Below are 23,678 nucleotides of genomic sequence, written 5' to 3'. Positions count from 1 at the left end.
TCGCCCTATGGGGTGGCCGCGGCCAACTATACTGACCTCCAGCGTCTGATATGGAGCGTCAGTTATGAAATTATTGCTTGTCCCCACCTGCACCCTGGCACTGCTCTGTACCAGCGTGCAGGCCTCCCGCCTGTCCGAGCACATTGCCAGCCCAGAGCTGAAGGCAAAAATGCAGGAAGTCTATGGCGCCAGGGCTATCCAGCGCGCCGAGGCCTTTTCACGCCTGCTCGCGCCCAGAGCGGGCACCACGGATCAGCAGAAGCTGGAACTGGTCAACAACTACTTCAACAATCTGACCTACAGCGAGGATCCCAGGCTTTGGGGGGACGAGGACTACTGGGCCAATCCGCTGGAATTCATCGGGGCCAGAGGGGGTGACTGTGAGGATTACAGCATCTCCAAGTACTACACCTTGATGGAGCTCGGCGTCGACGAGAAGAAATTGCGGCTGGCCTATGTGAAGGCGATCCGCTACAACCAGTTTCACATGGTGACGCTCTATTTCCCGACGACCAAGTCCGACCCTCTGGTGCTGGACAACATCAATGGTCGCATCCTGCCCGGCAGCAAGCGCAATGACCTGCAACCCGTGTACAGCTTCGACGCCAAGAGCATCTGGGTCATGAAGTCACGCCGTGAGGGGACCCTGGCCGGGAGTGCCGATCGCCTGACCCAATGGAAGTCGATGCAGAGCCGCTTCTCCAGCGAACATCTGCGTGCCCCCCGCCGCCAGCTATAGCTTGCCTGCGGCCTTCAACTCCTCGAAATACCTTGCCGCCCCCGGATGTTGCGGGGCGTTCAGCACAGGACCAATCTTGTTACGCGCCTTGTGGAACAGGTTGGCATAGCCATAGGTCTGCTCGTTGAAACTGGTCTGCTGGCTCAGCATAGCCTTGGTCAGGCGATAGGCGTCTTCATCCGGCGTGGCGGCATTGGTCACCAGGGTGGCGGCGATGGCAAAGGTGGGGGTGGCTTTCAGGTTGCCGGGATAGATGCGGGCCGGTACCTGGCTGCGCTGGTAGAATTTGACGCCTTGCAGCAGTTGATCCCGGGTCGTGCCCTCGATGGCCATGAAACGGATGGCACAGCGTTTGGATGTCTCCAGCACAATGCGGTTCGGGTGCCCCATCACCAACCCATAGGCATCGATCTGTTTGCTGCACAAGGCTTCGGACAGATTGGCCACGCTCTTCAGATCGAGATCCTGTTCCTTTGCCCCCAATACGTTGAACAGTGCCAGCGCCGTCTGGCGAGTGCCCGAATTCTTGAGTCCCATGTCGATGGGGGCCAGCTTGAGTTGCTCCAGGGTGGTGATGTCGCCATCGGCCCGCACCACTATGGTGAAAGGCTCAGCATGAGTGGCAAAGAGGGTTCTCAATTCGGGCTGGGGTTGCTTGGCAAAGGGTCCCGTGCCCTGGCGGGCCTGATAGAGCCAGTCAGACTGGACGAGGGCGTAGGGGATCTCTTTGGCTTGCAACTGCCGCAGATTCTCGATGGAGCCCGAACTGGCCTGCGGTTTGCATTGCAGTGTGGGGTCGCTCTTGTGAGCCAATCGGCAGAACTCCTTGATGACCTGGTAATAGATACCCTGTTCTCCCCCCGTGCCTATGGTCATGGACACGGCGTGCGAGCCGGGCTGCCACAACAGGACAAGCAATAGGATAGGGATTCTCATGATGCCTCCTGGCTGGCATAGCCATCGATGCCCCAACTGCGCAGGGTATCCGTGTCGTTGATGTCGCCGGCTTCTGCCAGCAGGGTATAGCCGGAGGCATGTAGACACTGGGAAAGCAGGTTCCAGTAGAGGGGGGCCTGGGTCAGCTGGCAGCTGATGAAGACCGGCTTGATGGGGTCTAGCTTTGTCAGGTTGTCGTTGTTCATGGGCACATTGCTGAATGCCATCTCGACCCCCTGAGCCTGAAGCGCCCCCAGGCGCTCCTCGGCCAGGGGAGGGAAGCTTGCCAGATCCCAGCGCCAGTCCAGGGTCTTGCCCCTGGCGCTGGCCAGGGAGGAGGCGAACTGTGCCCAGTCGGGATGATTGAGCAGGCTGAGGGGGAGCTGTAGCCCTTCCGTCTTCTGAGTCAACCAGTCGTTGAGCAGCGCCCGGATCTCATCCGGCGAGCTGTCCGTGGTAGGTGGGGTCTGGGGCAGTAACCGGCTATAGAGGCGGATGTTTCCCTGAGTGGAGAAAAAGTGTTGCAGATACATGCCGTTGGCGATGTCGGTCAACCCCGCGAGTTTCTGATGAGCCTGCAGGCTGTCATGTTTGCCGAGCTGGGTGATCTTGAGTCTTTGCTGCAGCAGATCCCGCTTGCGCTCGGAGACCAGCTGGTTGATGGAGACCACGACCTCCTGCAACTCGCGAAGCCATGGGGTTGGCAGATTGCCGCTGAACTGGCGTTTGCGGATCTGCACCAGTTGCAGGCTGACTTGTTCGAGGGGGCGCAGCAGGCGGCCGCACACCCAGGTGATCACCAGGGTGAATACCAGCAGCCCCGCGAGCAGTGCCAGTCCGGTGCGGCTGATGGCGTTCCAGAGGTGTTGGTAGGCGTATCCCTCGTGGCCTTCGAGGGTGAGGGTGCCTAGAATGCGCCAGCCATCGGTGAGCTCCTGCTCGATCTTGACCGGTGGCATGTGGACGACAGCGGGCAGCCAGCTGGGGATATTTTGCTGGGCCGTGTGGAAGATTTTCTGGAACAGCAACTGGCCATCGGGATCCAGCAGCGTGACCGAGCTGACGAAGCCGCCATCGAACATGGCGTTGACTATGGTTTCCGCCAGTACCTTGTCATCGTTGAGCAGGGTGCCTTGCAGCACCAGACCCAGGGCTGTGATGGCCGTCTCCAGATTGGCCGACATCTGATCGAGAATGGACTGCCGTACCGTGGTGATCTCCAGCATAAGCAGCAGGATGGCACCAATGGTGAACAGGATCAGGATGATTACATTTAACAATCTTGCCAATGACATAACCACTCCCTGGAAATGTTTTTGCAACATTTGGTGGTCCGGGGATGAACTCAACCGGACTTGGTTCTTAAAAATAGAAAAAAATGGCTGAAAAAGGCGATCATTTCTGCCCATGCGGGAAGGTTATGCATAAAATGTGAGTTTCGTGCATATCGCGATGAACTTTTTGTAAGTATTTAGGTCTAAAACCCAGATATTCGGTTTTCATAATAAAAAATCATAAAAACAGACCCACAACTACCACCCTTAGATCTAATAACAGGATAGCGGATGAAACGTCTCCGTCCCTTGGTAGCGCAGGCTGCCAACTGGGAACCCCCGGTTCCCCGCAAACATTTTTACGCCATGCTATTGCTCACGGCCATGACGCTGTCAGCGGTAGCCGTATTGCCAGCTCCAGGTGACATCCTTGAGCGGCCATTGCGTCTGGAGTTGCCCATTGCCACCACTGGCACCGCAACCAACGAAGACAATACGGATTTTAACGACATCCCGGATCACGAGCTGGTGGAAGCCGCGGCGCCGGAAGATGACATTCCGGCCGATGCCACTCCCCAGTGGCAGGATTACCGGGTGCGCAACGGCGAGAACCTGACCACCATCTTCAACAATCTCGGCCTCTCCACCACCACCCTCTACAAGGTGCTGGATGCGGATGCCAAGAACAATCTGGCCCGCCTCAAGCCTGGCCAGACCATAGAGTTGCTGATCGATCAGGACAACATACTGCAGCAGCTGAAGATCCGCCTGAACATCAAGCAGACTCTGGTGCTGGAGCGTACCGACGACACTTACAGCGCCAACATGCTCAATGAAGAGGTGCAGTGGCAGCAGAAGAGTTATGACGGCGTCATCAATGGCAGCTTCTACGTCAGCGCCCGCAACGCGGGGATCCCGGCCAACCACATCCAGAAGATTGCCAACCTGTTCCAGTGGCGCCTGAATTTCGCCAAGGATCTGCAAAGAGGCGACAAGTTCAAGGTGTTGGTGAGACAGGAGACGGTGGAGGGCAAGAGCACGGGCAACACCCAGCTGCTGGGCGTCGAAGTGTTCAGCCAGGGCAAGGCGGTATCGGCCTGGCTGTCGGAAGATGGCAACTATTATGACGGTCAGGCGAACAGCCTGGAGCGCGGCTTCCGCCGGTATCCGACCCATAGTCGCTATCGGGTCAGCTCCAACTTCAACCCGGCCCGACGCCACCCCATTACCGGCCAGGTCCGCCCCCATGAGGGGACTGACTTCGCCCTGCCGGTGGGGACGCCCGTGATGGCGACCGGTGACGGTGTGGTACTCAAGGCGACCCGCCACCCCCTCGCGGGCACCTATGTGGTGATAAAGCACGGCCGTACCCTGATGACTCGCTATCTGCACCTGAGCAAGTTGCTGGTCAAACCCGGCCAGAAGGTGAAGATGGGGGACAAGATAGCGCTCTCCGGCAACACGGGCCGCTCTACCGGTGCCCATCTGCACTATGAGGTGCGAGTCAACAACCGCCCGGTGGACCCCATGAAGGTCAAGCTGCCGATGGCGGAGCCGCTCTCCGGCAAGGACAAGCGCCAGTTCCTTGCCAAGGTGAAGAGCTATCGCAAGGAGATGGAGGCGGGTTGAGCCCCTCTCTGCGGATACAAAAAAGGCCCCGCCAATCTGGCAGGGCCTTTTTGCTGGTGGTTGGGCTCAGTAACCCTTGTCGAAGTCGATGCGGCCATCGAGTTGCTGACCGTCGATGAAGCGGATGTAGTTGCGGATGAAGATCTGGGCCACATCTTCCGGGAAGCTGTAGGCGCTGTTGTGGGGGGTGATAATGAGATTGGGCTGATGCCAGAGCGGGCTGTCAGCGGGCAGGGGCTCCTGCTCGAACACATCCAGCACCGCAGTGCCCAGCTTGCCGCCGCGCAATGCCGCCAGCAGATCCCCTTCATGGACCGCATTGCCCCGGCCGACGTTGAAGAAGATGGCCCCCGGCTTGCAGTGGTTGAAGCGATCGGCGGTGAACAGATGGCGGGTCTCGCGGGTCGCCGGCAGTACGCTGACAATGACGTCGGCCTGGGCCAGCATCTTGTTCAGCGTCGGTAGCTGATACACCTGATCGAAGCCGGCGCGCTCATTGCCACTGTGGCTGATGCCGAGCACCCGCATGCCGAAGTGCTTGGCGGTGTGAGCTATGTGCTGGCCTATGCTGCCGGTACCCAGGATCAGCATGGTGCGCCCCTTGAGCCCCTGATAGGGATGGCTCTGCCACTGTTGCTGTTGCTGCTGTTCGCGGTAGAGCGGCAACTGGCGCGACAGGTTGAGCAGGTGGCCGAACACATACTCGCTCATCAGCGGCCCGAAGATGCCGCGCACATTGGTGAGCAGGTAGTCGCGGCGGCAGCTGGCATCCAGCAGCACGTCGACCCCGGCGTAGGTGGACTGGAGCCAGCTCAGCCTGTCGGCCTTGGCCAGCAGGGGTCTGGCCCGTGCCGGTTCTGCCATCAGGATATGGGCATCACCGATCATCTTCTCGGCATCGCTCTGGTTGTCGGCCCGCAGTATGTGCAGATGGGGGAGGCGGGCGGCCTTGAGCAGGCGTTCATAGTGGTTGTTGTCCTGGCTGAGCAGAAGCAGGGTACGTTGGCTCATACTCTTGTTCCTTATCATGTTTGCGGCACGGCGGAGGAGGGGTCTGTCCTCATCTTACCCCAGTTGATCGGGCAAGATAGTCGACCAGGGCGCTTTTTCGTTTTCGCCACGCCCCTCGTGGGCTACAATCTGCCCCACATTTTGCAAAGGATCCGACTCCAGTGTTTGGTGACAAGTTTTATAAGCGACTGGCCGAGCTGCAGCCTTGGCAGCAGACCGTCTACACCCTGGCGCTGGCAGAGCGCATGTACCCCAACTATGTGCTGTTTACCCAGGCAGCCGGTTTCGGGGATGCGAAGGCGTTTCGCCACGCGCTGGATCAGATGTGGAACTACCTCACCGTGAAGGGATCCCGTGTCAATCTGGGGGCCATCCTGGAGGCGTTCGAGGTCTATATTCCCGAGCCTGGCAAGTTTGAATCCTACGGAGCCTACCCGGCGCTGGATGCCTGCGTGGCGCTGGGCTGTGCCTACAACTCGGTGATCTGTCGGGTGGGGGAAGAAGCCATGGATGCCAGCCACGCTTCGGTCGGTACAGTGGCCGGTTTCATCGAGATGCTGGAAGAGCGGGATCTCAGTGACGAAGAGCTCTACGAGCACGAATACATCGAGGCAGAACTGGAGTTCCAGGTCGAGCTGCTCAAGCAGGTCGCCCATGAGCGCGACAGCGATCGCATCCTGGCCATCCGCACCTTTGCGGCCCAGGGCGGCGTCTCCAACATAGGCATCAGCCTGGAAGAGTGATCTCCCCGCACGCTTCCCATAAAAAAAGCTCCCATTCGGGAGCTTTTTTTATGGCCGTCGTTTGTTCAGGCACGCTCTTCGGTGAGCGGTCTGACGCTCAGCACGGGAGCCGCGTCTATGCCGTCGGCATTCATCATGGCCGAGATCCGTTGCAGGGAGGAGAGCAGTAGTCCCTGTTCCCAGTTCTCCAGGGCCTGGAAGCGCTGGATGAAGCTCTCCTGCAGCGGGGTGGGGGCCTGGGCGAGCAGGGCGCGACCCGCGTCAGTCAGTGTCGCATGCACCTTGCGCTTGTCGGTTTCGCTGCGGATGCGCTGCACCAGCTGGCGGCTCTCTAGCCTGTCCATGATGGTGGTCGCGGTGGCCTGGCTCATGTTGGTGTGATCGGCGAGCTGGCGCATGGAGATCTGGCCCAGCTCGTTGATCCCCTTGAGTAGCAGGAGCTGCGGCGACGTCAGCCCGGCCTCCTTGATCAGGCGCTTGGAGTGCATGTCGATGGCACGGATGATCTGGCGCAGAGCAATCAGCACTTCATCATGTTTTTCCATGGAGTCGGGGTCATCGCAGGGCAGTGGAGAGGCGCAAAATTCTCCGCCTAATCCCCAACAAGGTCAATATGGTTTTTGGTGTAATCATTTCTGCTCTAATGAATTTTATGTTAGGTTATTGGACAATTGCCGCATTTAAACCCGATATTTGAGGAGTGACATCATGAATGACGACCTGGATATCAAGTCCCTGGTTGCCGACCTTCGCGTGGTCAGGGTCCGCTATGAACTGCCAGATACCTCGGCTTTCGTGCGTTATCAGCCCGCCTATGACGAAGATCCCAACAACCTGCAGGTGCATCACTACGATGGTGAGCTGCCGCTCTCCTGCAGCGATACAGGTTCTTTCAGTCTAAAGGAGTTGGTGAACGAATTGCGCTACGCCTATGTGCTGGTGCACCTCTTCCCCGACGAGAGTGCCATGAACTTCTACCTGGCCGGTCTGGACAATGGCCTGGCCCAGCTCGAGTTCATCGGCGGCTCCTATGACTTCAACCGGCTCTGGATCACCAGCGGGATCTCCAGTCTGGGGGTGCCCATGGCCATCTTCCTCGGCAAGCGTCACGCCGTGAACGGCCAGCCTTCGGTCACCCTGGTGGATCACCGCGAGCGGGTGGCGGGTCGACTGGTCTATCGCGCCATCGGTGGTGCGGGGGATCACGTGGGTGAAGATTTTTTCAACAATGACTAAGGAGGCCCGATGAGAGCAACCAAAGGGCTATTGAAAGGCCTCAATCCCACCATGGCCATGACGGCCCTCACCGTCGTGACTCTGTTCCTGTTGTTTGGGGTGTTTGACCCGGATACTGCGGGAACCTGGTTCACCGGCGCCAAGGACACCATCATTGCAGGCTTCAAGTGGTACTACATTCTGGTGGTTGCCCTGTTCCTGTTCTTCGCCGTCTACCTGATGTTCAGCCGTTTTGGCAGCATTCGACTGGGCGACGACGACCAGGTACCGGAGTTCGGCTACTTCGCCTGGTTCTCCATGTTGTTCAGCGCCGGCATGGGCATAGGCCTGGTGTTCTGGAGCATAGCCGAGCCCATGTATCACCTGCAGGGCAACCCCTTCGTCACCGAAGGGATGACGCCGGAAGCGGCCCAGATCGCCATGCGCCTCACCTTCTTCCACTGGGGTCTGCACCCCTGGGCCATCTATGTGATCGTCGGCCTGTCGCTGGCCTTCTTCAGCTACCGTCGCAAGTTGCCGCTGGCCATTCGCTCCGTGCTCTACCCTATTCTCGGCGAGCGGATCTACGGCTTCTGGGGTCACGCCGCCGACGTGCTGGCGGTGTTCGGCACAGTGTTTGGGGTGGCCACCTCCTTAGGGCTTGGTGTCTCCCAGATGAACACCGGCCTCAACCAGATGTTCGGCATGGAAGTCTCCCAACACAGCCAGCTCTGGCTCATCGGCGGCATCAGTCTGATCGCCACCCTGTCAGCCATCTCAGGCGTGGGGCGCGGGGTGAAGATCCTCTCCGAGCTCAACATCTGGCTCAGCGCCTTCATCCTCGTCCTCTTCCTGGTGCTGGGTCCAACCACCTATATCCTCAACGCCTATGTGCAGAACATCGGTGATTACCTGCAAAACATCGTCAAACTGAGCTTCTGGACCAACACAGAGGCCAACGGCACCTCGGCCTGGCAATCAAGCTGGACCGCCTTCTACTGGGGTTGGTGGATAGCCTGGGCCCCCTTCGTCGGCATGTTCATCGCCCGCATCTCCAAGGGGCGCACCATTCGTGAGTTCGTGCTCGGCGTGCTGCTGGTGCCCTCCCTGCTCGGCATGTTCTGGCTCACTGTGTTCGGCGGTACCGCCATGCATCTGGAGCTGTTCGGCGGCGGTGGAGTGGTGGCGGCGGTCAACCAGGACGTGACCCTGGCGCTCTACAAGACGGTGGAGCTGCTGCACTGGGAGACCTTCGGCTGGATTGCGAAAGGGGTGCTGACCCTGCTCATCTGCACCTACTTCATCACCTCCAGCGACTCGGGCACGCTGGTCATCACCACCCTGCTCTCCATCGGCGATCAGGATCCCCCCGTGCTGCACCGCGCCATCTGGGGGCTGGGTCAGGGGCTGGTGGCGGCCATTCTGCTGGTATCTGGCGGCCTGGCGGCCTTGCAGGCGGCCAGCATCATAGCCGCGCTGCCCTTCTCGCTGATCATGCTGGCCATGTGCTATTCGCTGATGCAGGGGCTCAAGCAGGAGAGTCAGCATCAGTTCGAATACCGGCAGAAGCTCAAGCGCCACCCCGGCTCGGTCAATCTGAGCCTGCTGGATCGCATAGGTCCGGGCTGATGGCCCAGTGCCATTGAGGCAAAACGAAGGGGAACCGCGAGGTTCCCCTTTTTCATTGCCTGTGTTCCGATGTGGCCGTCAGAGCATCTGCTTGAGGCGATAGAGCAGGTCCAGCGCCTGACGGGGGGATAGCTCGTCCGGGCGTACCGCTGCCAGCTCTTCCACCACAGGATGGGGTTGTGGGGCCAGGGTCACCGGGGCCGGGCGGCTTTCACCGGCTGCGACCGGAGTGGCGCTTTCCAGCTCGTGCAGTTTGTGACGGGCCTGATGGATCACCGATTTCGGCACCCCCGCCAGCGCCGCCACTTGCAGACCGTAGGAGCGGCTGGCCGCCCCTTCCTGCACCGCGTGCATAAAGGCGATGGTGTCGCCGTGCTCGACTGCGTCCAGATGGACGTTGGCCAGCCCCGCCATCAGCTCCGGCAGACGGGTCAGCTCGAAGTAGTGGGTGGCGAACAGGGTGTAAGCGCCAATCTTGCTCGCCAGCTGTTCGGCGCAGGCCCAGGCCAGGGAGAGGCCGTCATAGGTGCTGGTGCCGCGGCCAATCTCGTCCATCAGCACCAGGCTGCGGGCGGTGGCGTTGTTGAGGATGTTGGCGGTCTCGGTCATCTCCACCATAAAGGTGGAGCGGCCGGAGGCCAGATCGTCCGAGGCCCCGATCCGGGTGAAGATGCGGTCGATGGGGCCGATGCGGGCGCTGTCGGCGGGCACGAAGGCACCGATATGGGCCAGCAGCACGATGAGCGCGGTCTGACGCATGTAGGTAGATTTACCCCCCATGTTGGGACCTGTGATGATCAGCATCCGGCGATCCCGCTCCAGCCGGATGGGGTTGGCGATAAAGGGATCGTTCATCACCTGTTCAACGACCGGATGGCGGCCCGCCTCGATCAGGATCTGATCCTCATCGATGAGCGTCGGGCAGCGGTAGTCGAGGGTCTCGGCCCGCTCCGCCAGATTGGCCAGCACGTCCAGCTCCGCCAGTGCGGCGGCAGACTCCTGCAGATCGCCGAGGTGGGGCAGCAGGGCGTCGAGCAGCTCTTCGTAGAGTCGCTTCTCCAGCGCCAGCGCCTGGGCCTGGGCGGTGAGCACCTTGTCCTCGTATTTCTTCAGCTCGTCGATGATGTAGCGTTCGTTGTTCTTGAGGGTCTGGCGGCGGATGTAGTGGGCCGGCACCAGATGGCTGTTGGCGCGGCTCACCTCGATATAGAAGCCATGCACCTTGTTGTATCCCACCTTGAGGGTGTTGATGCCGGTCAGCAGCTTCTCCCGCTCCTCGATGCGGGCGAGGCTGGCGGTGGCGCCGTTGGCCAGATCCCGCAGCTCGTCCAGCTCCTGATTGAAGCCGTCACGGATGACGCCGCCATCGCGGATCAGCACAGGCGGCACCTCCATCACGGCGCGCTCCAGCAGGTCGAGCAGCTCGGGGAAGGTGCTGGCGCGCTCGGCCAGCTGCTGCACCGCCTCGTGCTCGTTATCCGCCAGCAGGCGCTGCAACTCGGGCAACTGGGCGAAGGCCTGACGCAGGCGGGTGAGGTCGCGCGGCCGGGCCGAGCGCAGGGCGAGACGGGCCAGCACCCGCTCCACATCCCCCACCTGACGCAGCAGGTTGCCCAGCTCGTCGTAGAGGTTCTGCTCGATGAGCTCCTTGATGGTGCTCTGGCGACCCTTCAGGATCACCCGATCGCGGATCGGCTGGTGGATCCAGCGCTTGAGCAGGCGGCTGCCCATGGGGGTAGCGGTGCGGTCCAGCACTTCGGCCAGGGTATTTTCATAGCCCCCCGCCAGATTCTGGGTTAGCTCCAGATTGCGGCGGGTGGCGGCATCCATGATGACCGCATGATCGGGCTGCTCGAGGCGCACGCTGCGGATGTGGGGCAGGGCGGTGCGCTGGGTGTCCTTGACGTACTGCATCAGGCAGCCAGCGGCGCACAGGGCTGTCTCGCTCTGCTCGACCCCAAAGCCCACCAGATCCTGGGTGCCGAACTGCTGGCAGAGCAGCTTGCGGGCTGTGCCCAGCTCAAACTCCCACTCCGGGCGGCGGCGCAGGCCGCGGCGACCCTCGACGTGGCGCAGGAACTCGAAGGATTCCGGGTAGAGCAGCTCCGCTGGGTTGGTGCGTTGCAGCTCTGCTAGTAAAGTCTCTTCCTTGTCGAACTGGTTGATGAAGAAGCGGCCCGAGCCTATGTCCATGGTGCCGTAGCCGAAGCGGCGGCCGTCGTGGTAGACGGCGGCGATCAGGTTGTCCTGTCGCTCCGAGAGCAGCGCCTCGTCGGAGACTGTGCCCGGGGTGATGATGCGAATGACCTTGCGCTCCACCGGTCCCTTGCTGGTGGCGGGGTCCCCCACCTGCTCGCAGATGGCGGCGGATTCACCGAGCTGCACCAGCTTGGCCAGATAGCCCTCGATGGCGTGATAGGGCACCCCCGCCATGGGAATGGGGCTGCCCGCGGACTGGCCGCGCTTGGTCAGGGAGATGTCGAGCAGTTGGGACGCCTTGCGGGCATCATCGTAGAACAGCTCGTAGAAGTCGCCCATCCGGTAGAACAGCAGGATCTCCGGGTTCTCGGCCTTGAGGCCAAGGTACTGCTGCATCATGGGGGTGTGGGCGCTCAGGTTGGCGCTGGTGGCTTGGTGCTGTGCTGTCATGTTCTATTCCAGAAGGTGCTCTTGCGGGCAAGCGTCTGCCGTAATGGGTCTGAATCTGGTGGCCATTCTACATGGTCGGGCCGAGATGGTGAGGGGTTATCTCGCTTTGGGGAAGGCAGTCCTGAGGTTTCAGGGGCCGGGTGGCGTTGGCAGGCCGTCATGGGGATCAGAAGCGAGGAGGGGCGGGGGCGAGGCGTGCCGGGGGGAGGGGCAAGATCCCCGCCATCAGCGCGGGGATTGTGATCACAGCGTCAGGATGCGCTCTTAGTACATGGCTTCGTTGCCACTGAGCATCTCGTGCAGCTTGGTTTTCTGCTCCGGGGTCAGCACCTTGCTCACTTCGAACAGGTAATGGGCACGGTAGTAGCGGGCCTCGGCCTGCACGCTGCTGATGGTCTGTAGCTGCTTCCTGGCGGCGGCTTCGTCCCACTTGCCGGTCTTGATCATGTTGATGATGACGTCCTGACCGATGGCGTCGAGCTTGACCGAACCGAGTTCCTTGGCCGCTTTCTCACGCAGGCTCTTGATCTGCTCAACCTGTGCGGTTGAGAGGTTCAGCTCTTGCGCCAGGGTGGTTTCGCTCTGCAGCTCGGGGGCGCTCTCGGCGGCGAAGGTGTTGGTGGCAAAACAGATCGCCAGGGCAGTCATGGCGACTTTAAATTGATGCTTCATCTGCTTTCTCCAGTATCCAAAAAGATAGAAACCGCATACAGGGCGGTGCCTGTTGATTATAGGAAGCCCCCATGTACTGGAGCTTAAGCGTTGGCGACTTGCCGCTGTGGCGCACTTGCGTCCAATGTCCGGCAGGGCCATGCCGGTCGGTCGCTGACGCAGCCGGCCCCGGGTCGGTTGCTCGCGATTCGGGGCGACTGCATAATGACCCCCATGTTTCCCCCGCAAGGGGCCAGAGAGGGCATGATGATGGGGCTTGAGGCAGAGATCGACCGTTTATCCCGGGAGCTCGGCGAGGCATTGCAGGCACGAGGCTGGTTCGCAGCCACGGCGGAGTCCTGTACCGGGGGCGGCGTTGCCACGGCCATCACGGATATTGCGGGCAGCTCAGGCTGGTTCGACCGCGGCTTTGTCACCTACACCAACGAGGCCAAGCAGCAGATGCTGGGGGTGAGCATCGACAGCCTGCTGCGCCATGGCGCCGTCAGCGAGGCCGTGGTGCTGGAGATGGCCAGAGGGGGCCTGGCCCGTTCCGATGCGGGGATCTGCGTCGCCATCAGCGGCATTGCCGGGCCCGGTGGCGGCAGTGACGACAAGCCGGTCGGCACCGTCTGGTTCGCCTGGGCGGATCGCACGGGCCGTCATCAATCCCTGCTCGCCCGCTTCGATGGCGACCGCCATCAGGTGCGCCAGCAGGCGGTCAGGCAGGCCTTGTCCGGACTGCTGGCCCTGCTCAGATAAATTGGACTTGATACTGTATGCATAAACAGTATACTTAGCCCAACTTCACTTCTACATCACGATTCCCAGCGGAGATTGGCATGGATCAGAACAAACAGAAGGCACTGGCGGCTGCGCTGGGCCAGATCGAAAAGCAGTTTGGCAAAGGCTCCATCATGCGTCTGGGCGACAGCAAGACCATGGATATCGAAGCCATCTCCACCGGCTCCCTCTCCCTGGATGTGGCGCTGGGCATCGGCGGTCTGCCGTGCGGTCGTATCGTCGAGATCTACGGCCCGGAATCGTCAGGTAAAACCACCCTCACCCTGCAGGTGATCGCGGAAGCCCAGAAGAAAGGCAAGACCTGTGCCTTCGTCGATGCGGAACACGCACTCGATCCTATCTATGCCGCCAAGCTGGGGGTCAACGTCGACGACCTGCTGATCTCCCAGCCGGATACCGGTGAACAGGCGCTGGAGATCTGCGACATGCTGGTGCGCTCCAACGCCGTTGACGTCATCATCGTCGACTCTGTGGCGGCCTTGACGCCGAAAGCGGAAATCGAAGGCGAGATGGGTGACTCCCACGTCGGCCTGCAGGCCCGCCTGATGTCCCAGGCGCTGCGCAAGCTGACCGCCAACATCAAGAACGCCAACTGCCTGTGCATCTTCATCAACCAGATCCGGATGAAGATCGGTGTCATGTTCGGTAGCCCCGAGACCACCACGGGTGGTAATGCGCTCAAGTTCTACGCCTCCGTCCGTCTGGATATCCGTCGCATCGGCGCCATCAAGGACGGCGACGAAGTAGTCGGTAACGAGACCCGTGTCAAGGTGGTCAAGAACAAGGTGGCCCCGCCCTTCAAGCAGGCCGAGTTCCAGATCTTCTACGGTGCCGGCATCTCCAAAGAGGGCGAGCTGGTTGATCTGGGCGTCAAGCACAAGCTGATCGACAAGGCCGGTGCCTGGTACAGCTACAACGGCGAGAAGATAGGTCAGGGCAAGGCCAACGTGATGAAACTGTTCGCCGAGAACAAGGTGATGGCCGCCGAGGTGGAAGCCCGCCTGCGTGAGCTGCTGCTCTCCGGTGCCGTACCGGTCGAGAAGCCGGTGGCCGCGGTCGCCGAAGAGTTTGAAGACGAAAGCGAACAAGAGTTCGAATAAGGAATAAGGAAGGCCGGGTTAATACCCGGCCTTGTCATTTATGGTCGATGAATCCTCCCCCGAACCCGTTGAACTCTCCTTTGAAGAACTGTTTGCCGCCGCCCGCGCCTTTGCCATGCGCAGTCTGGCTCGCCGTGAGAGCGCCGAGTCCGAGCTGGCCAAGCGGCTACGGCTGCAGGGCTTCAATGAAGAGGTGATCGAGGCGGTTGTCGAGTATTGCCGCGGCTACAACTGGGTCAATGACGATCGTTACGGCGCCATGGCGGTGCGGGCCGGTGCGACCAAGGGGCATGGTCCCATCAAGATCCGCTTCGATCTGCGCCGCAAGGGGCTGGACGATATGCAGATAGACGCCGCATTCGATCAGCCGGAGCTGGATTGGTTCGAGCTGGCGTTCGCCCTGCTGGAGCGGCGTGCCAGAGTCGCCGATCTGGGGGATTTCAAGCTGCGGATGAAATGGCTCAAGTACCTGCTTGGGCGGGGCTTTACCCAGGATCAGGCGCGTTACGCCATCTCGGCATTGCAGCAGGGGGAGGAATAAAGGGCTGGTGCTGGCCATGGAGCAGTGGCGTGTTCCTGCGATGCGTGCAGATAAGAGAGGGCCTTTTCCCTGTTTTATCCTGTTTCTGATGGCCGCGGCGCCATGATCCGCCACCCAGCCGACTCCCCTTTCGGCCTGCTCCTGCACGGCGTCCTGCCGCTGCCCCGTCCATTGGGGGCTTTTTCACCCGTGACGGGCCCGCGCGTTTTACTTTACCCCGCAGAAAACTTACATTATTGCGATTAAAAGTCCGTATCCGAATCAAGCAGGATTTTCCATGTATATGTCCACGTCAGAGTTACGCGCAGCGTTTCTCGAGTATTTCCGCTCCCAGGGGCACCAGGTTGTCTCCTCCAGCTCGCTGGTGCCGCACAACGATCCGACCTTGCTGTTCACCAACGCAGGGATGAACCAGTTCAAGGACGTGTTCCTTGGCGCAGAGAAGCGTGCCTACAACCGCGCGACCACGGCCCAGCGCTGTGTACGGGCCGGCGGCAAGCACAATGACCTGGAAAACGTCGGCTATACCGCTCGTCACCACACCTTCTTCGAGATGCTGGGCAACTTCAGCTTCGGCGACTACTTCAAGCAGGACGCCATCCGTTTTGCCTGGGAATTCCTGACCGGTACCCTCAAGCTGCCCAAAGAGCGCCTGCTGGTGACCGTCTATGAAACGGACGACGAAGCTTTCAACATCTGGGCAAACGAGATCGGCGTGCCGGTCGAGCGCATCGTACGTATCGGCGACAACAAGGGTGCCGCCTTTGCCTCAGATAACTTCTGGCAGATGGGTGATACGGGTCCCTGCGGCCCCTGCACCGAGATCTTCTATGACCACGGTGATCACCTCTGGGGTGGCCCTCCCGGCTCGCCGGAGGAAGACGGCGACCGTTTCATCGAGATCTGGAACGTGGTCTTCATGCAGTTCAACCGTCAGGCTGACGGCACCATGGAGCCGCTGCCCCGTCCGTCCGTGGACACCGGCATGGGTCTGGAGCGTATCTCCGCCATCATGCAGGGCGTGCACTCCAACTACGAGATCGACATCTTCCAGGCGCTGATCAAGAAGGCCGCAGAGATCGTCGGCACCGAGGATCTGAGCAATCAATCCCTGCGCGTCATCGCCGACCATATCCGCTCCTGCGCCTTCCTGGTGGCTGACGGCGTCATGCCCTCCAACGAAGGCCGTGGCTATGTGCTGCGTCGCATCATCCGCCGTGCCGTGCGCCACGGTCGCAAGCTGGGTGCCACCGAGATCTTCTTCTACAAGCTGGCCGCCGAGCTGGCGGTGCAGATGAAGGACGTGGCTGCCGAACTCATCGCCCAGCTGCCGCTGGTCGAGCGCGTGCTGCGCATCGAGGAAGAGCAGTTCGTCCGTACCCTGGACAGGGGCCTGTTGCTGCTCGAAGAGGTGTTGGCGAACCTGGGCGATGCCAAGGTCATCCCGGGCGAGGTGGTGTTCAAGCTGTATGACACCTATGGCTTCCCGGCAGATCTCACCGCCGACGTGGTCCGCGAGCGCGAGATCGGTATCGACGAGGAAGGCTTCAAGGCCGAGATGGAGAAGCAACGCGCCCGTGCGAAGGAGGCCTCCAGCTTCGGCGTGAACTACAACGAGGTGTTGAAACTCGATTTCGAGACCCCATTTACCGGTTACAAGCAGCTGAGCCAAACGACTCAGGTGGTCGGCATCTACAAGGATGCTGTCGAAGTGAGTGGGCTGATCGCCGGTGAAGAAGCGGTGATCGTGCTGGCCGAGACCCCCTTCTACGCCGAGTCCGGTGGTCAGGTGGGCGACAGCGGCATTCTGAAAGTGGATGACGGCATCTTCGCCGTGACCGACACCCAGTATGCGGGCAATGCAATCATTCACAAGGGCTATATGGAGCTGGGTACCCTGGAGAAGGGCGCCGAGGTGGAAGCCGTGGTCGACGGGGAGCGCCGTCAGGCCGTGGCCCTCAACCACTCTGTCACTCACCTGCTGCACGCGGCCCTGCGCCAGGCGCTGGGTGATCACGTGACCCAGAAAGGCTCCCTGGTCGGGGCGGAGCGCATGCGCTTCGACTTCTCCCACTTCGAAGGCCTGACCATGGCGACCATTCGCCGGGTCGAGGAGCTGGTCAACGCCCAGATCCGTGCCAACCACGATGTCGTCACCCAGGTGATGGATCTGGAAGCGGCCAAGTCCGCTGGCGCCATGGCGCTGTTTGGCGAGAAGTACGAAGACGACGTGCGTGTCGTGCGCATGGGTGATTACTCCACCGAGCTGTGTGGCGGTACTCACGCCAAGCGTACCGGTGACATCGGCTTCTTCAAGATCATCGCCGAGAGCGGTGTTGCCGCCGGGGTGCGCCGCATCGAAGCGGTGACCGGCAAGGGCGCCATCGATTTCATGCACCAGCTGGCAGAGCAGTTTGAAGAAGCCGCGGCCCTGGTGAAAGGGGACCAGTTCTCCATCGGCAGCAAGGTGCGCCAACTGCTGGACAAGTCCAGGATGATGGAGCGCGAGCTGGAGCAGCTCAAGGCCAAGCTGGCCGCTCAGGCTGGCAGCGACCTGCTGAGCCAGGTCATCGAGATCAAGGGCCAGAAGGTGCTGATCGCGGCGCTGGACGGGGCCGATCCCAAGTCCCTGCGCGGCATGCTGGACGAGCTGAAGAACCGGATGAAGTCCGGTGTCGTACTGCTGGCAACCAGCAGCGAGGACAAGGTCAACCTGATCGCCGGCGTGACCAACGATCTGACCGCCAAGGTGAAGGCCGGTGAGCTGGTCAACCTGGTGGCCCAGCAAGTGGGTGGCAAGGGGGGTGGTCGTCCTGACATGGCCCAGGCGGGTGGTACCCAGCCTGATGCGGTGCCGGCGGCCCTGCAATCCGTTCACTCCTGGCTGGAAGAGCGCCTGTAAACGGGCGAGGTGATCTGTGGCACTCTATGTACAGAAGTACGGCGGCACCTCGGTCGGCACGCTGGAGCGGATCGAGGCGGTGGCTGATCGTGTTCAGCTGAGCCGCGCCCAGGGGCATGATGTGGTGGTGGTCGTGTCCGCCATGTCGGGCGAAACAAACCGGTTGCTGGGCATGGCCCAGCAGCTGGATCCGGATGCCAACCGGCGCGAGATGGATGTGCTGGTCTCGACCGGTGAACAGGTCACCATAGCGCTGCTGGCCATCGCGTTGAACAAACGGGGATGTCCTGCGGTCTCAATGACCGGTGATCAGGTTCGTATCCACACTGATTCCGCCCATGGCAAGGCGCGCATCACCCAGATCGACACCGAGCAGGTTCAGGCCGAGCTGGGTGCGGGCAAGGTGGTGGTGATCGCCGGCTTCCAGGGCCGTGATGAGCACAACGCCATCACCACCCTGGGGCGAGGTGGTTCGGACACCACGGCGGTTGCCGTGGCGGCGGCCATCAAGGCCGATGAATGCCAGATCTTTACCGATGTGGATGGGGTCTATACCACGGATCCGCGCATCGAGCCCAAGGCACGCCGCCTCTCCACCATCACCTTCGAGGAGATGCTGGAGATGGCGAGTCTGGGGGCCAAGGTGCTGCAGATCCGTTCGGTGGAATTCGCGGGCAAGTACCGCGTACCGCTGCGGGTGCTGTCGAGTTTTGTCGACGGAGAGGGAACCTTAATCACATATGGAGGTGAGAGGATGGAAGCACCCCTGGTATCCGGCATTGCGTTCAATCGCAACGAGGCCAGCCTGACCATTCTGGGTGTACCGGACAGGCCGACGGTGGCCGCGCAGATCCTGAATCCGATCAGCGACGCCAACATAGATGTCGACATGATAGTGCAGAACACAATGGGGGATGGCACCGCCGACTTCACCTTCACGGTGAATCGCGATGACTATCGCCGGGCTCGCGCCTTGCTGGAGGAGACCGCCACCCTGCTGGGGGCCGCCTGCGTGCAGGGCAACGGGGAGATCGCCAAGGTCTCCATCGTCGGGGTCGGCATGTGGAATCATCCCGGGGTCGCGCGCACCATGTTCAAGGTATTGGGCGAGGAGGGGATCAACATGCAGTTGATCTCCACCTCTGAAATCAAGATATCCGTGGTGATTGACGAGAAGTACCTGGAGCTGGCCGTGCGTTCGTTGCACTCAGCGTTCGGGCTGGATAATGAGCCTCATGAGCAGCCCTTGGGGAACAATCCCTGATTGATTTAGTTTCAACCATTTACCATATCGGTATCTTTGTAAGATAATGGCGCATATCGATATAAATACAAAACAGGATACAGGAGCAAGCGAATGCTTATTTTGACTCGTCGTGTAGGGGAAACCCTGATGATTGGTGACGAAGTGACTGTCACCGTGCTGGGCGTTAAAGGCAATCAGGTTCGTATCGGTGTGAACGCACCCAAAGAGGTCTCCGTACACCGCGAAGAGATCTACATGCGGATACAGGCCGAGAAAGTACCGGGCCAACCGAATTTCTAAGCCATCCCATTGGCAGCTTCAAGGCGACATCCCAGGTGTCGCCTTTTGTTTTTCCGGGCCCTGCAAATCGGCTTGCAGGGCCCGGAAGCAGGGGGTAAGTGTCGATATTGCTTGAATATTCCACGCTTTGACCAAATGCTGAGCGAACACGCTGTTTTCTCCAAAAAAGTGTTTGACTAAAAATCCCTGTGAAGTATTATCAGCCCCGCAAACGGAGAGGTGGCCGAGAGGCTGAAGGCGCTCCCCTGCTAAGGGAGTATGCGGCTTATACCCGCATCGGGGGTTCGAATCCCCCCTTCTCCGCCATTTGCGCCCGTAGCTCAGCTGGATAGAGTACCTGGCTACGAACCAGGTGGTCAGAGGTTCGAATCCTCTCGGGCGCACCATATTCGACTCACGATGAGTCATGTATCGACTGTCAGCAGGTTGGTACGCTAGAAAAGGCTTACTGTTGAGTAAGCTTTTTTTATCGCTTTAAATCAGGGCGCCCGTAGCTCAGCTGGATAGAGTACCTGGCTACGAACCAGGTGGTCAGAGGTTCGAATCCTCTCGGGCGCACCATTTAAAGTGAAATCAAAGATTTATGAGCGCCCGTAGCTCAGCTGGATAGAGTACCTGGCTACGAACCAGGTGGTCAGAGGTTCGAATCCTCTCGGGCGCACCATTTTAGGCAGTACCAAAAGTTTGTGAGCGCCCGTAGCTCAGCTGGATAGAGTACCTGGCTACGAACCAGGTGGTCAGAGGTTCGAATCCTCTCGGGCGCACCATTTTAGCAATACCAAAAGTTGATGAGCGCCCGTAGCTCAGCTGGATAGAGTACCTGGCTACGAACCAGGTGGTCAGAGGTTCGAATCCTCTCGGGCGCACCATACAGACAGCCTCGACGTCAGTCGGGGCTGTTTTTTTATGGGCGCTATTCCCCCGACCGTGGGGCTCTGCTGTCCTGATGGCGGTTGATGTGCCGCCGCATTGAACGACGCTTGTCGTTCCCGCCACATCACTCCTCGTCGTCGTCCAATCTTCCCCCGATCCCTATCAGGCCCTGCTACTCGGTGTCTTGTCATCCCCGCCCCATGCCCACCTCCAGCCACACACAGGCGCTGCTGCAGGCACGCTCTGTGCCCGCGGGCATCACGAGGGTGGTTGGGCCTAGGCTCTGGACGTTAAACGCCTTGGCGGCCGGCAGGGGCCTTTGGCGGGCAACAAAAAAGGATGCCGAGGCATCCTTTTTTGGTTTGAGTCGTTCACTCATTTTGGTTTGAATCGTTCACTCAGCTCTTCAGCCATTTGCGAATGCGGTTGGCATCGCCGATCGGGGTGCGTTTACCCACAGAGTTGAGCAGCACTATGGCGAGCTCCTGACGGTCCGGTTTGGCGCGCATCAGCAGGCAGCGACCCGCCTCGTCGGTGTAGCCGGTCTTGGAGAGGCGCACGTCCCAGTCCGGGTTCTTCACCAGGGGATTGGTGTTGTTGAACATCAGGCTGTAGGCCGGCGTGCTGAAGCGCATCTCCTTGTTGGTGTCCTGAGTGAACTGGCGGATCAGCGGCTGGCGATAGGCGGCGGTGATGAGCTTGGCGAGATCCCGGGCGGTGGAGACGTTGCGAGTCGACAGACCGGTGGAGTCGTAGAATCGGCTGTTGCGCATGCCGAGTTGCCTGGCCTTGTTGTTCATGGCGCGAATGAAGGCCGAGCGGCCACCCGGGTAGTGGCGGGCGAGGGCAGAGGCCATGCGATTCTCGGAGGACATCAGCGCCAGGTGCAGGGCATCGCGACGGCTCACCTTGGTACCGAAACGGACCCGGGAGTAGGTGTGCTTGATGTTGTCCCTGTCGTTCTGATCTATGGTCAGGGTCTGATTGAGGTTCTGGCGCGCATCCAGCACCACCAGTGCCGTCATCAGCTTGGTGAGGGAGGCGATGGGGCGCACCTGGGCAGGGTTCTTCTGATAGAGGGTCTTGCCCGTGTTGATGTCCATGACCAGGGCACTGCCCGACTTGATCTGCAGTTTGGCCGGGTTGGGCGCCGCCAGGGCTGCCTGCGATCCGAGCAGTCCTATCAATCCACATACCAGCGCGATTGCGCGAATCCGACACCCCATACAACCGACTCCATCCACAGCGAAAAAAGGCGCTAGATTCACTCATTTTTGCCCTCGCTTTACAAGAGCGGGAGGGTGGAATTCGTCACTATTTTCCATAAAAAAGGGCCGCCTGCCGGCGACCCCTGTGATTTCTCTCAATCCCTGGAGATGTGGACCTTGCGTCTGCTCAACCAGCGCCAGACCAGCGCTATCAAGCCGCCCACCAGCAGCACCAGCGGCAGGCAGAGGATGATGCTGAGGAACTGGGACTCATACTGCGCGGCCAGCTTGGTGTGGCTCAGGTAGTAACCCAGCCCGACCAGCGGGCAGATCCACATGATGGAGCTGATGAGGTTCACCACCAGGAAGCGACCCTGGGGTATCTCGTTGGCGCCGACGATGTAGGGATAGGCGGTGCGCACGAAGGCGATGTAGCGGGCGGTGATCAGGGTGATGATGCCGTACTTGTTGAGCAGGTAGTGCACCTTCTCCTTGTGCTTCTCATCCAGGTGGGACATCAGCCTGTGGTACATCTGGGTGTGGCCGAGGAAACGCCCCTGCATGTAGCCGAGCCAGGTGCCGACGAAGGTGGCCAGGATCAGCAGCGGGACGACAGCGAGCGGCAGTACCCCCTGATAGATGAGCACGCCGGTCAGGATCAGCAGGGTGTCACCGGGCAGGAAGGCGGTCGGGATGAAGCCATTTTCCAGCACCAGGAAGGTCAGCAGGACTATGTAGACCATGAAGACCATGTTGGGGTCGGACAGGGTCGCCAGATCCTGATTAATGAAGGCGTGAGCCAGGTGGTAAAACTGCTCCATACATGCAAACTCCGCAGGTTAGCTGGGTTGGTCGGTCAAAGGCATGGCAAGCACCTTGTCGATGCGCAGGCCGTCCATATCCACGATTTCCAGTTGCCACTGTTCCAGGGTGACCAGGTCTCCGGTCTGGGGAAGGCGGCCAAGGAGCAGCATGATAAGCCCTCCGAGGGTGTGATAGTGATGTTTTTCTTCTTCCGGCAGGCGAACCAGTTCCAGACAGTCCTTCAATTCCGGCAGCGGGATCAGGCCGTCGAGCAGCCAGCTGCCATCGGCACGCTGGAAGGCCCAGTTGTCCTCCCCGTCTTCCTGCTGGAAGTCGCCCGCCAGCGTCTCCAGCAGATCCTGCTGGGTGACCAGCCCCTGCAGCTCGCCGTATTCATCCACCACCAGCACCATGTGTTCGGCGTGGGCGCGGAAGTGGTTGAGCAGCTCCAGGCCGTTGAGGGTCTCCGGTAGCAGGCTGCCGTCCTGGGTGAGGGCCGCCAGATCGATGGGCTCCCCCTTGATGTAGGCGTGCAGCACCTTGCTGACGTTGAGTATGCCCACCAGATCAGAGAGGCTGCCGTCGCAGACCGGGAAGAAGCTGTGGCGATACTCCACCAGGCGCTGCAGGTTGGTTTCCAGCGGCAGGGAGAGATCCAGGTAGCGGATGTCGCTGCGGGGCACCATCAGGGAGGAGAGGCTGCGTTCGTCGAGGCGGAACACATTCCGTAGCATGGTGTGTTCGTGGTCTTCGATCACGCCGGCTTCGGAGCCCTCCACCAGCATGGCGTGGATCTCCTCCTGGGTGACGTTGTTGCTGTTGTTCTGATCGACCCGCAGCAGGCGCAGGCTGGCGTGGGTGGAGGCGGACAGCAGCCAGACGAAGGGACGGGTCAGGGTCGCCAGCCAGAGCATGGGGCGGGCCACCAGGCAGGCGATGCGCTCGGCACTGAGCTGACCGAGGCGCTTGGGCACCAGTTCCCCCACGACGATGGAGAGGTAGGTCACCAGCACCACGACAATCACGGTGGCGAGCAGGCTGCTGCTCTTGGGAGACAGCCCCCACTCCTGCAACCACTGCGCGAAGGGCTGGGCCAGCAGCGACTCACCGTAGATGCCGTTGAGCAGGCCTATGCTGGTGATGCCGATCTGGACGGCGGAGAGGAAATGGGTCGGATTCTCCCCCAGCTTGAGGGCGATGGCGGCAGAGCGGCTCCCCTCGCTGGCCATCTTGCTGAGACGGGCCTTGCGTGCGGTGACGATGGCGATTTCCGACATGGCGAAGACGCCATTGAGCAAAATCAATCCAAGCAGGATCAATATTTCCATACTGCAGCAGCACTCCCGGTAGAAAAGATCGCTGGCAGTGTAATGAATTTGCGGGCGATGCGCTTGTGAAAGGAAGTGATTTGGCCCGTGAATTTT

Annotated in this window: 20 protein-coding genes and 6 tRNA genes; 17 read left to right on the top strand and 9 right to left on the bottom strand. The window is 60.5% G+C overall.

Going from position 1 to position 23,678, the window contains the following annotated elements:
- The first annotated feature begins 64 nt into the window (after window positions 1-64).
- Entirely contained in the window at window positions 65-739 is a 675-nt protein-coding gene (locus G4923_RS04490) for a transglutaminase-like cysteine peptidase (RefSeq protein WP_163135684.1), read from the top strand.
- On the opposite strand, the gene G4923_RS04485 is transcribed toward G4923_RS04490, so the two are convergent.
- Together G4923_RS04485 and G4923_RS04480 are read right to left on the bottom strand one after the other, a co-directional pair.
- A complete protein-coding gene (locus G4923_RS04485) occupies window positions 734-1,675 on the bottom strand; it encodes a TAXI family TRAP transporter solute-binding subunit (RefSeq protein WP_163135682.1) in 942 nt (313 codons plus the stop codon). The two genes, G4923_RS04490 and G4923_RS04485, sit on opposite strands and share 6 nt — an antisense overlap.
- Window positions 1,672-2,970 (bottom strand): LapD/MoxY N-terminal periplasmic domain-containing protein, encoded by a 1,299-nt coding sequence (locus G4923_RS04480; RefSeq protein WP_163135680.1) that lies wholly within the window; start codon window positions 2,968-2,970, stop codon window positions 1,672-1,674. Before G4923_RS04480 ends, G4923_RS04485 begins: the two co-directional genes overlap by 4 nt.
- A gap of 270 nt (window positions 2,971-3,240) precedes the next feature.
- On the opposite strand from G4923_RS04480, the gene mepM reads away from it, so the two are divergent.
- On the top strand, window positions 3,241-4,578 hold the full coding sequence (mepM, locus tag G4923_RS04475; RefSeq protein ID WP_111913439.1) for a murein DD-endopeptidase MepM: 1,338 nt from the start codon (window positions 3,241-3,243) through the stop codon (window positions 4,576-4,578).
- A 66-nt stretch (window positions 4,579-4,644) separates the two neighbouring features.
- Here the strand turns inward: mepM and G4923_RS04470 are convergent, their stop codons facing one another.
- Window positions 4,645-5,589 carry a D-2-hydroxyacid dehydrogenase gene (locus G4923_RS04470; protein ID WP_163135678.1) on the bottom strand — a complete coding sequence of 315 codons (945 nt, stop codon included), beginning with the start codon at window positions 5,587-5,589 and terminating at the stop codon, window positions 4,645-4,647.
- 161 nt (window positions 5,590-5,750) lie between these two features.
- Here G4923_RS04470 and G4923_RS04465 point away from each other — a divergent pair, with 161 nt between their 5' ends.
- Window positions 5,751-6,332 carry a YjaG family protein gene (locus G4923_RS04465; RefSeq protein WP_106885051.1) on the top strand — a complete coding sequence of 194 codons (582 nt, stop codon included), beginning with the start codon at window positions 5,751-5,753 and terminating at the stop codon, window positions 6,330-6,332.
- A 65-nt stretch (window positions 6,333-6,397) separates the two neighbouring features.
- Here the strand turns inward: G4923_RS04465 and G4923_RS04460 are convergent, their stop codons facing one another.
- Window positions 6,398-6,877, bottom strand: coding sequence for a MarR family winged helix-turn-helix transcriptional regulator (locus tag G4923_RS04460; RefSeq protein ID WP_025325615.1), 480 nt, complete (start codon window positions 6,875-6,877; stop codon window positions 6,398-6,400).
- Between the two features lie 163 nt (window positions 6,878-7,040).
- Between G4923_RS04460 and G4923_RS04455 the strand changes: the two genes are divergently transcribed.
- Together G4923_RS04455 and G4923_RS04450 are read left to right on the top strand one after the other, a co-directional pair.
- Window positions 7,041-7,568 (top strand): hypothetical protein, encoded by a 528-nt coding sequence (locus tag G4923_RS04455; RefSeq protein ID WP_111913441.1) that lies wholly within the window; start codon window positions 7,041-7,043, stop codon window positions 7,566-7,568.
- Between the two features lie 9 nt (window positions 7,569-7,577).
- Window positions 7,578-9,176, top strand: a complete 1,599-nt coding sequence (locus G4923_RS04450; RefSeq protein WP_025325617.1) for a BCCT family transporter — start codon at window positions 7,578-7,580, stop codon at window positions 9,174-9,176.
- Between the two features lie 78 nt (window positions 9,177-9,254).
- Here G4923_RS04450 and mutS read toward each other — a convergent pair whose 3' ends face one another.
- Window positions 9,255-11,825: a DNA mismatch repair protein MutS gene (mutS, locus tag G4923_RS04445; RefSeq protein ID WP_163135676.1), complete on the bottom strand. Its 2,571-nt coding sequence runs from the start codon at window positions 11,823-11,825 to the stop codon at window positions 9,255-9,257.
- Window positions 11,826-12,089: 264 nt separating this feature from the next.
- Window positions 12,090-12,497, bottom strand: a complete 408-nt coding sequence (locus tag G4923_RS04440; protein ID WP_240455258.1) for a Spy/CpxP family protein refolding chaperone — start codon at window positions 12,495-12,497, stop codon at window positions 12,090-12,092.
- A 249-nt stretch (window positions 12,498-12,746) separates the two neighbouring features.
- Between G4923_RS04440 and pncC the strand changes: the two genes are divergently transcribed.
- The 12 genes from pncC to G4923_RS04380 all read left to right on the top strand — a co-directional run bounded on the left by pncC (window position 12,747) and on the right by G4923_RS04380 (window position 20,238).
- Entirely contained in the window at window positions 12,747-13,238 is a 492-nt protein-coding gene (gene pncC, locus G4923_RS04435; protein ID WP_106887795.1) for a nicotinamide-nucleotide amidase, read from the top strand.
- An 80-nt stretch (window positions 13,239-13,318) separates the two neighbouring features.
- The gene (gene recA / locus G4923_RS04430) at window positions 13,319-14,380 is read left to right on the top strand and encodes a recombinase RecA (RefSeq protein WP_106885048.1); all 1,062 of its coding nucleotides are present in this window, start codon (window positions 13,319-13,321) and stop codon (window positions 14,378-14,380) included.
- 40 nt (window positions 14,381-14,420) lie between these two features.
- On the top strand, window positions 14,421-14,921 hold the full coding sequence (locus tag G4923_RS04425) for a regulatory protein RecX (RefSeq protein ID WP_163135674.1): 501 nt from the start codon (window positions 14,421-14,423) through the stop codon (window positions 14,919-14,921).
- A 277-nt stretch (window positions 14,922-15,198) separates the two neighbouring features.
- On the top strand, window positions 15,199-17,823 hold the full coding sequence (gene alaS / locus G4923_RS04420; RefSeq protein ID WP_111913720.1) for an alanine--tRNA ligase: 2,625 nt from the start codon (window positions 15,199-15,201) through the stop codon (window positions 17,821-17,823).
- Between the two features lie 16 nt (window positions 17,824-17,839).
- On the top strand, window positions 17,840-19,087 hold the full coding sequence (locus tag G4923_RS04415; RefSeq protein ID WP_005332431.1) for an aspartate kinase: 1,248 nt from the start codon (window positions 17,840-17,842) through the stop codon (window positions 19,085-19,087).
- 93 nt (window positions 19,088-19,180) lie between these two features.
- Window positions 19,181-19,369 carry a carbon storage regulator CsrA gene (gene csrA / locus G4923_RS04410; protein WP_005315760.1) on the top strand — a complete coding sequence of 63 codons (189 nt, stop codon included), beginning with the start codon at window positions 19,181-19,183 and terminating at the stop codon, window positions 19,367-19,369.
- Window positions 19,370-19,582: 213 nt separating this feature from the next.
- Window positions 19,583-19,675, top strand: a tRNA-Ser gene (locus G4923_RS04405).
- A 3-nt stretch (window positions 19,676-19,678) separates the two neighbouring features.
- A tRNA-Arg gene (locus G4923_RS04400) sits at window positions 19,679-19,755 on the top strand.
- Window positions 19,756-19,853: 98 nt separating this feature from the next.
- Window positions 19,854-19,930, top strand: a tRNA-Arg gene (locus tag G4923_RS04395).
- A 26-nt stretch (window positions 19,931-19,956) separates the two neighbouring features.
- Window positions 19,957-20,033, top strand: a tRNA-Arg gene (locus G4923_RS04390).
- 26 nt (window positions 20,034-20,059) lie between these two features.
- A tRNA-Arg gene (locus G4923_RS04385) sits at window positions 20,060-20,136 on the top strand.
- Between the two features lie 25 nt (window positions 20,137-20,161).
- Window positions 20,162-20,238: transfer RNA gene (locus G4923_RS04380), tRNA-Arg, on the top strand.
- 402 nt (window positions 20,239-20,640) lie between these two features.
- Here G4923_RS04380 and pbpG read toward each other — a convergent pair.
- The 3 genes from pbpG to G4923_RS04365 all read right to left on the bottom strand — a co-directional run bounded on the left by pbpG (window position 20,641) and on the right by G4923_RS04365 (window position 23,582).
- A complete protein-coding gene (gene pbpG / locus G4923_RS04375) occupies window positions 20,641-21,468 on the bottom strand; it encodes a D-alanyl-D-alanine endopeptidase (RefSeq protein WP_106885045.1) in 828 nt (275 codons plus the stop codon).
- A gap of 137 nt (window positions 21,469-21,605) precedes the next feature.
- Window positions 21,606-22,271 carry a DedA family protein gene (locus G4923_RS04370; protein WP_106885044.1) on the bottom strand — a complete coding sequence of 222 codons (666 nt, stop codon included), beginning with the start codon at window positions 22,269-22,271 and terminating at the stop codon, window positions 21,606-21,608.
- A gap of 18 nt (window positions 22,272-22,289) precedes the next feature.
- Window positions 22,290-23,582 carry a hemolysin family protein gene (locus tag G4923_RS04365; RefSeq protein ID WP_025325627.1) on the bottom strand — a complete coding sequence of 431 codons (1,293 nt, stop codon included), beginning with the start codon at window positions 23,580-23,582 and terminating at the stop codon, window positions 22,290-22,292.
- Window positions 23,583-23,678 lie beyond the last annotated feature (96 nt).

It is taken from the genome of Aeromonas rivipollensis (genome assembly GCF_010974825.1).
Taxonomy (GTDB): Bacteria; Pseudomonadota; Gammaproteobacteria; order Enterobacterales; family Aeromonadaceae; genus Aeromonas; species Aeromonas rivipollensis.
This window is presented reverse-complemented; position numbering and strand designations above follow the sequence as displayed.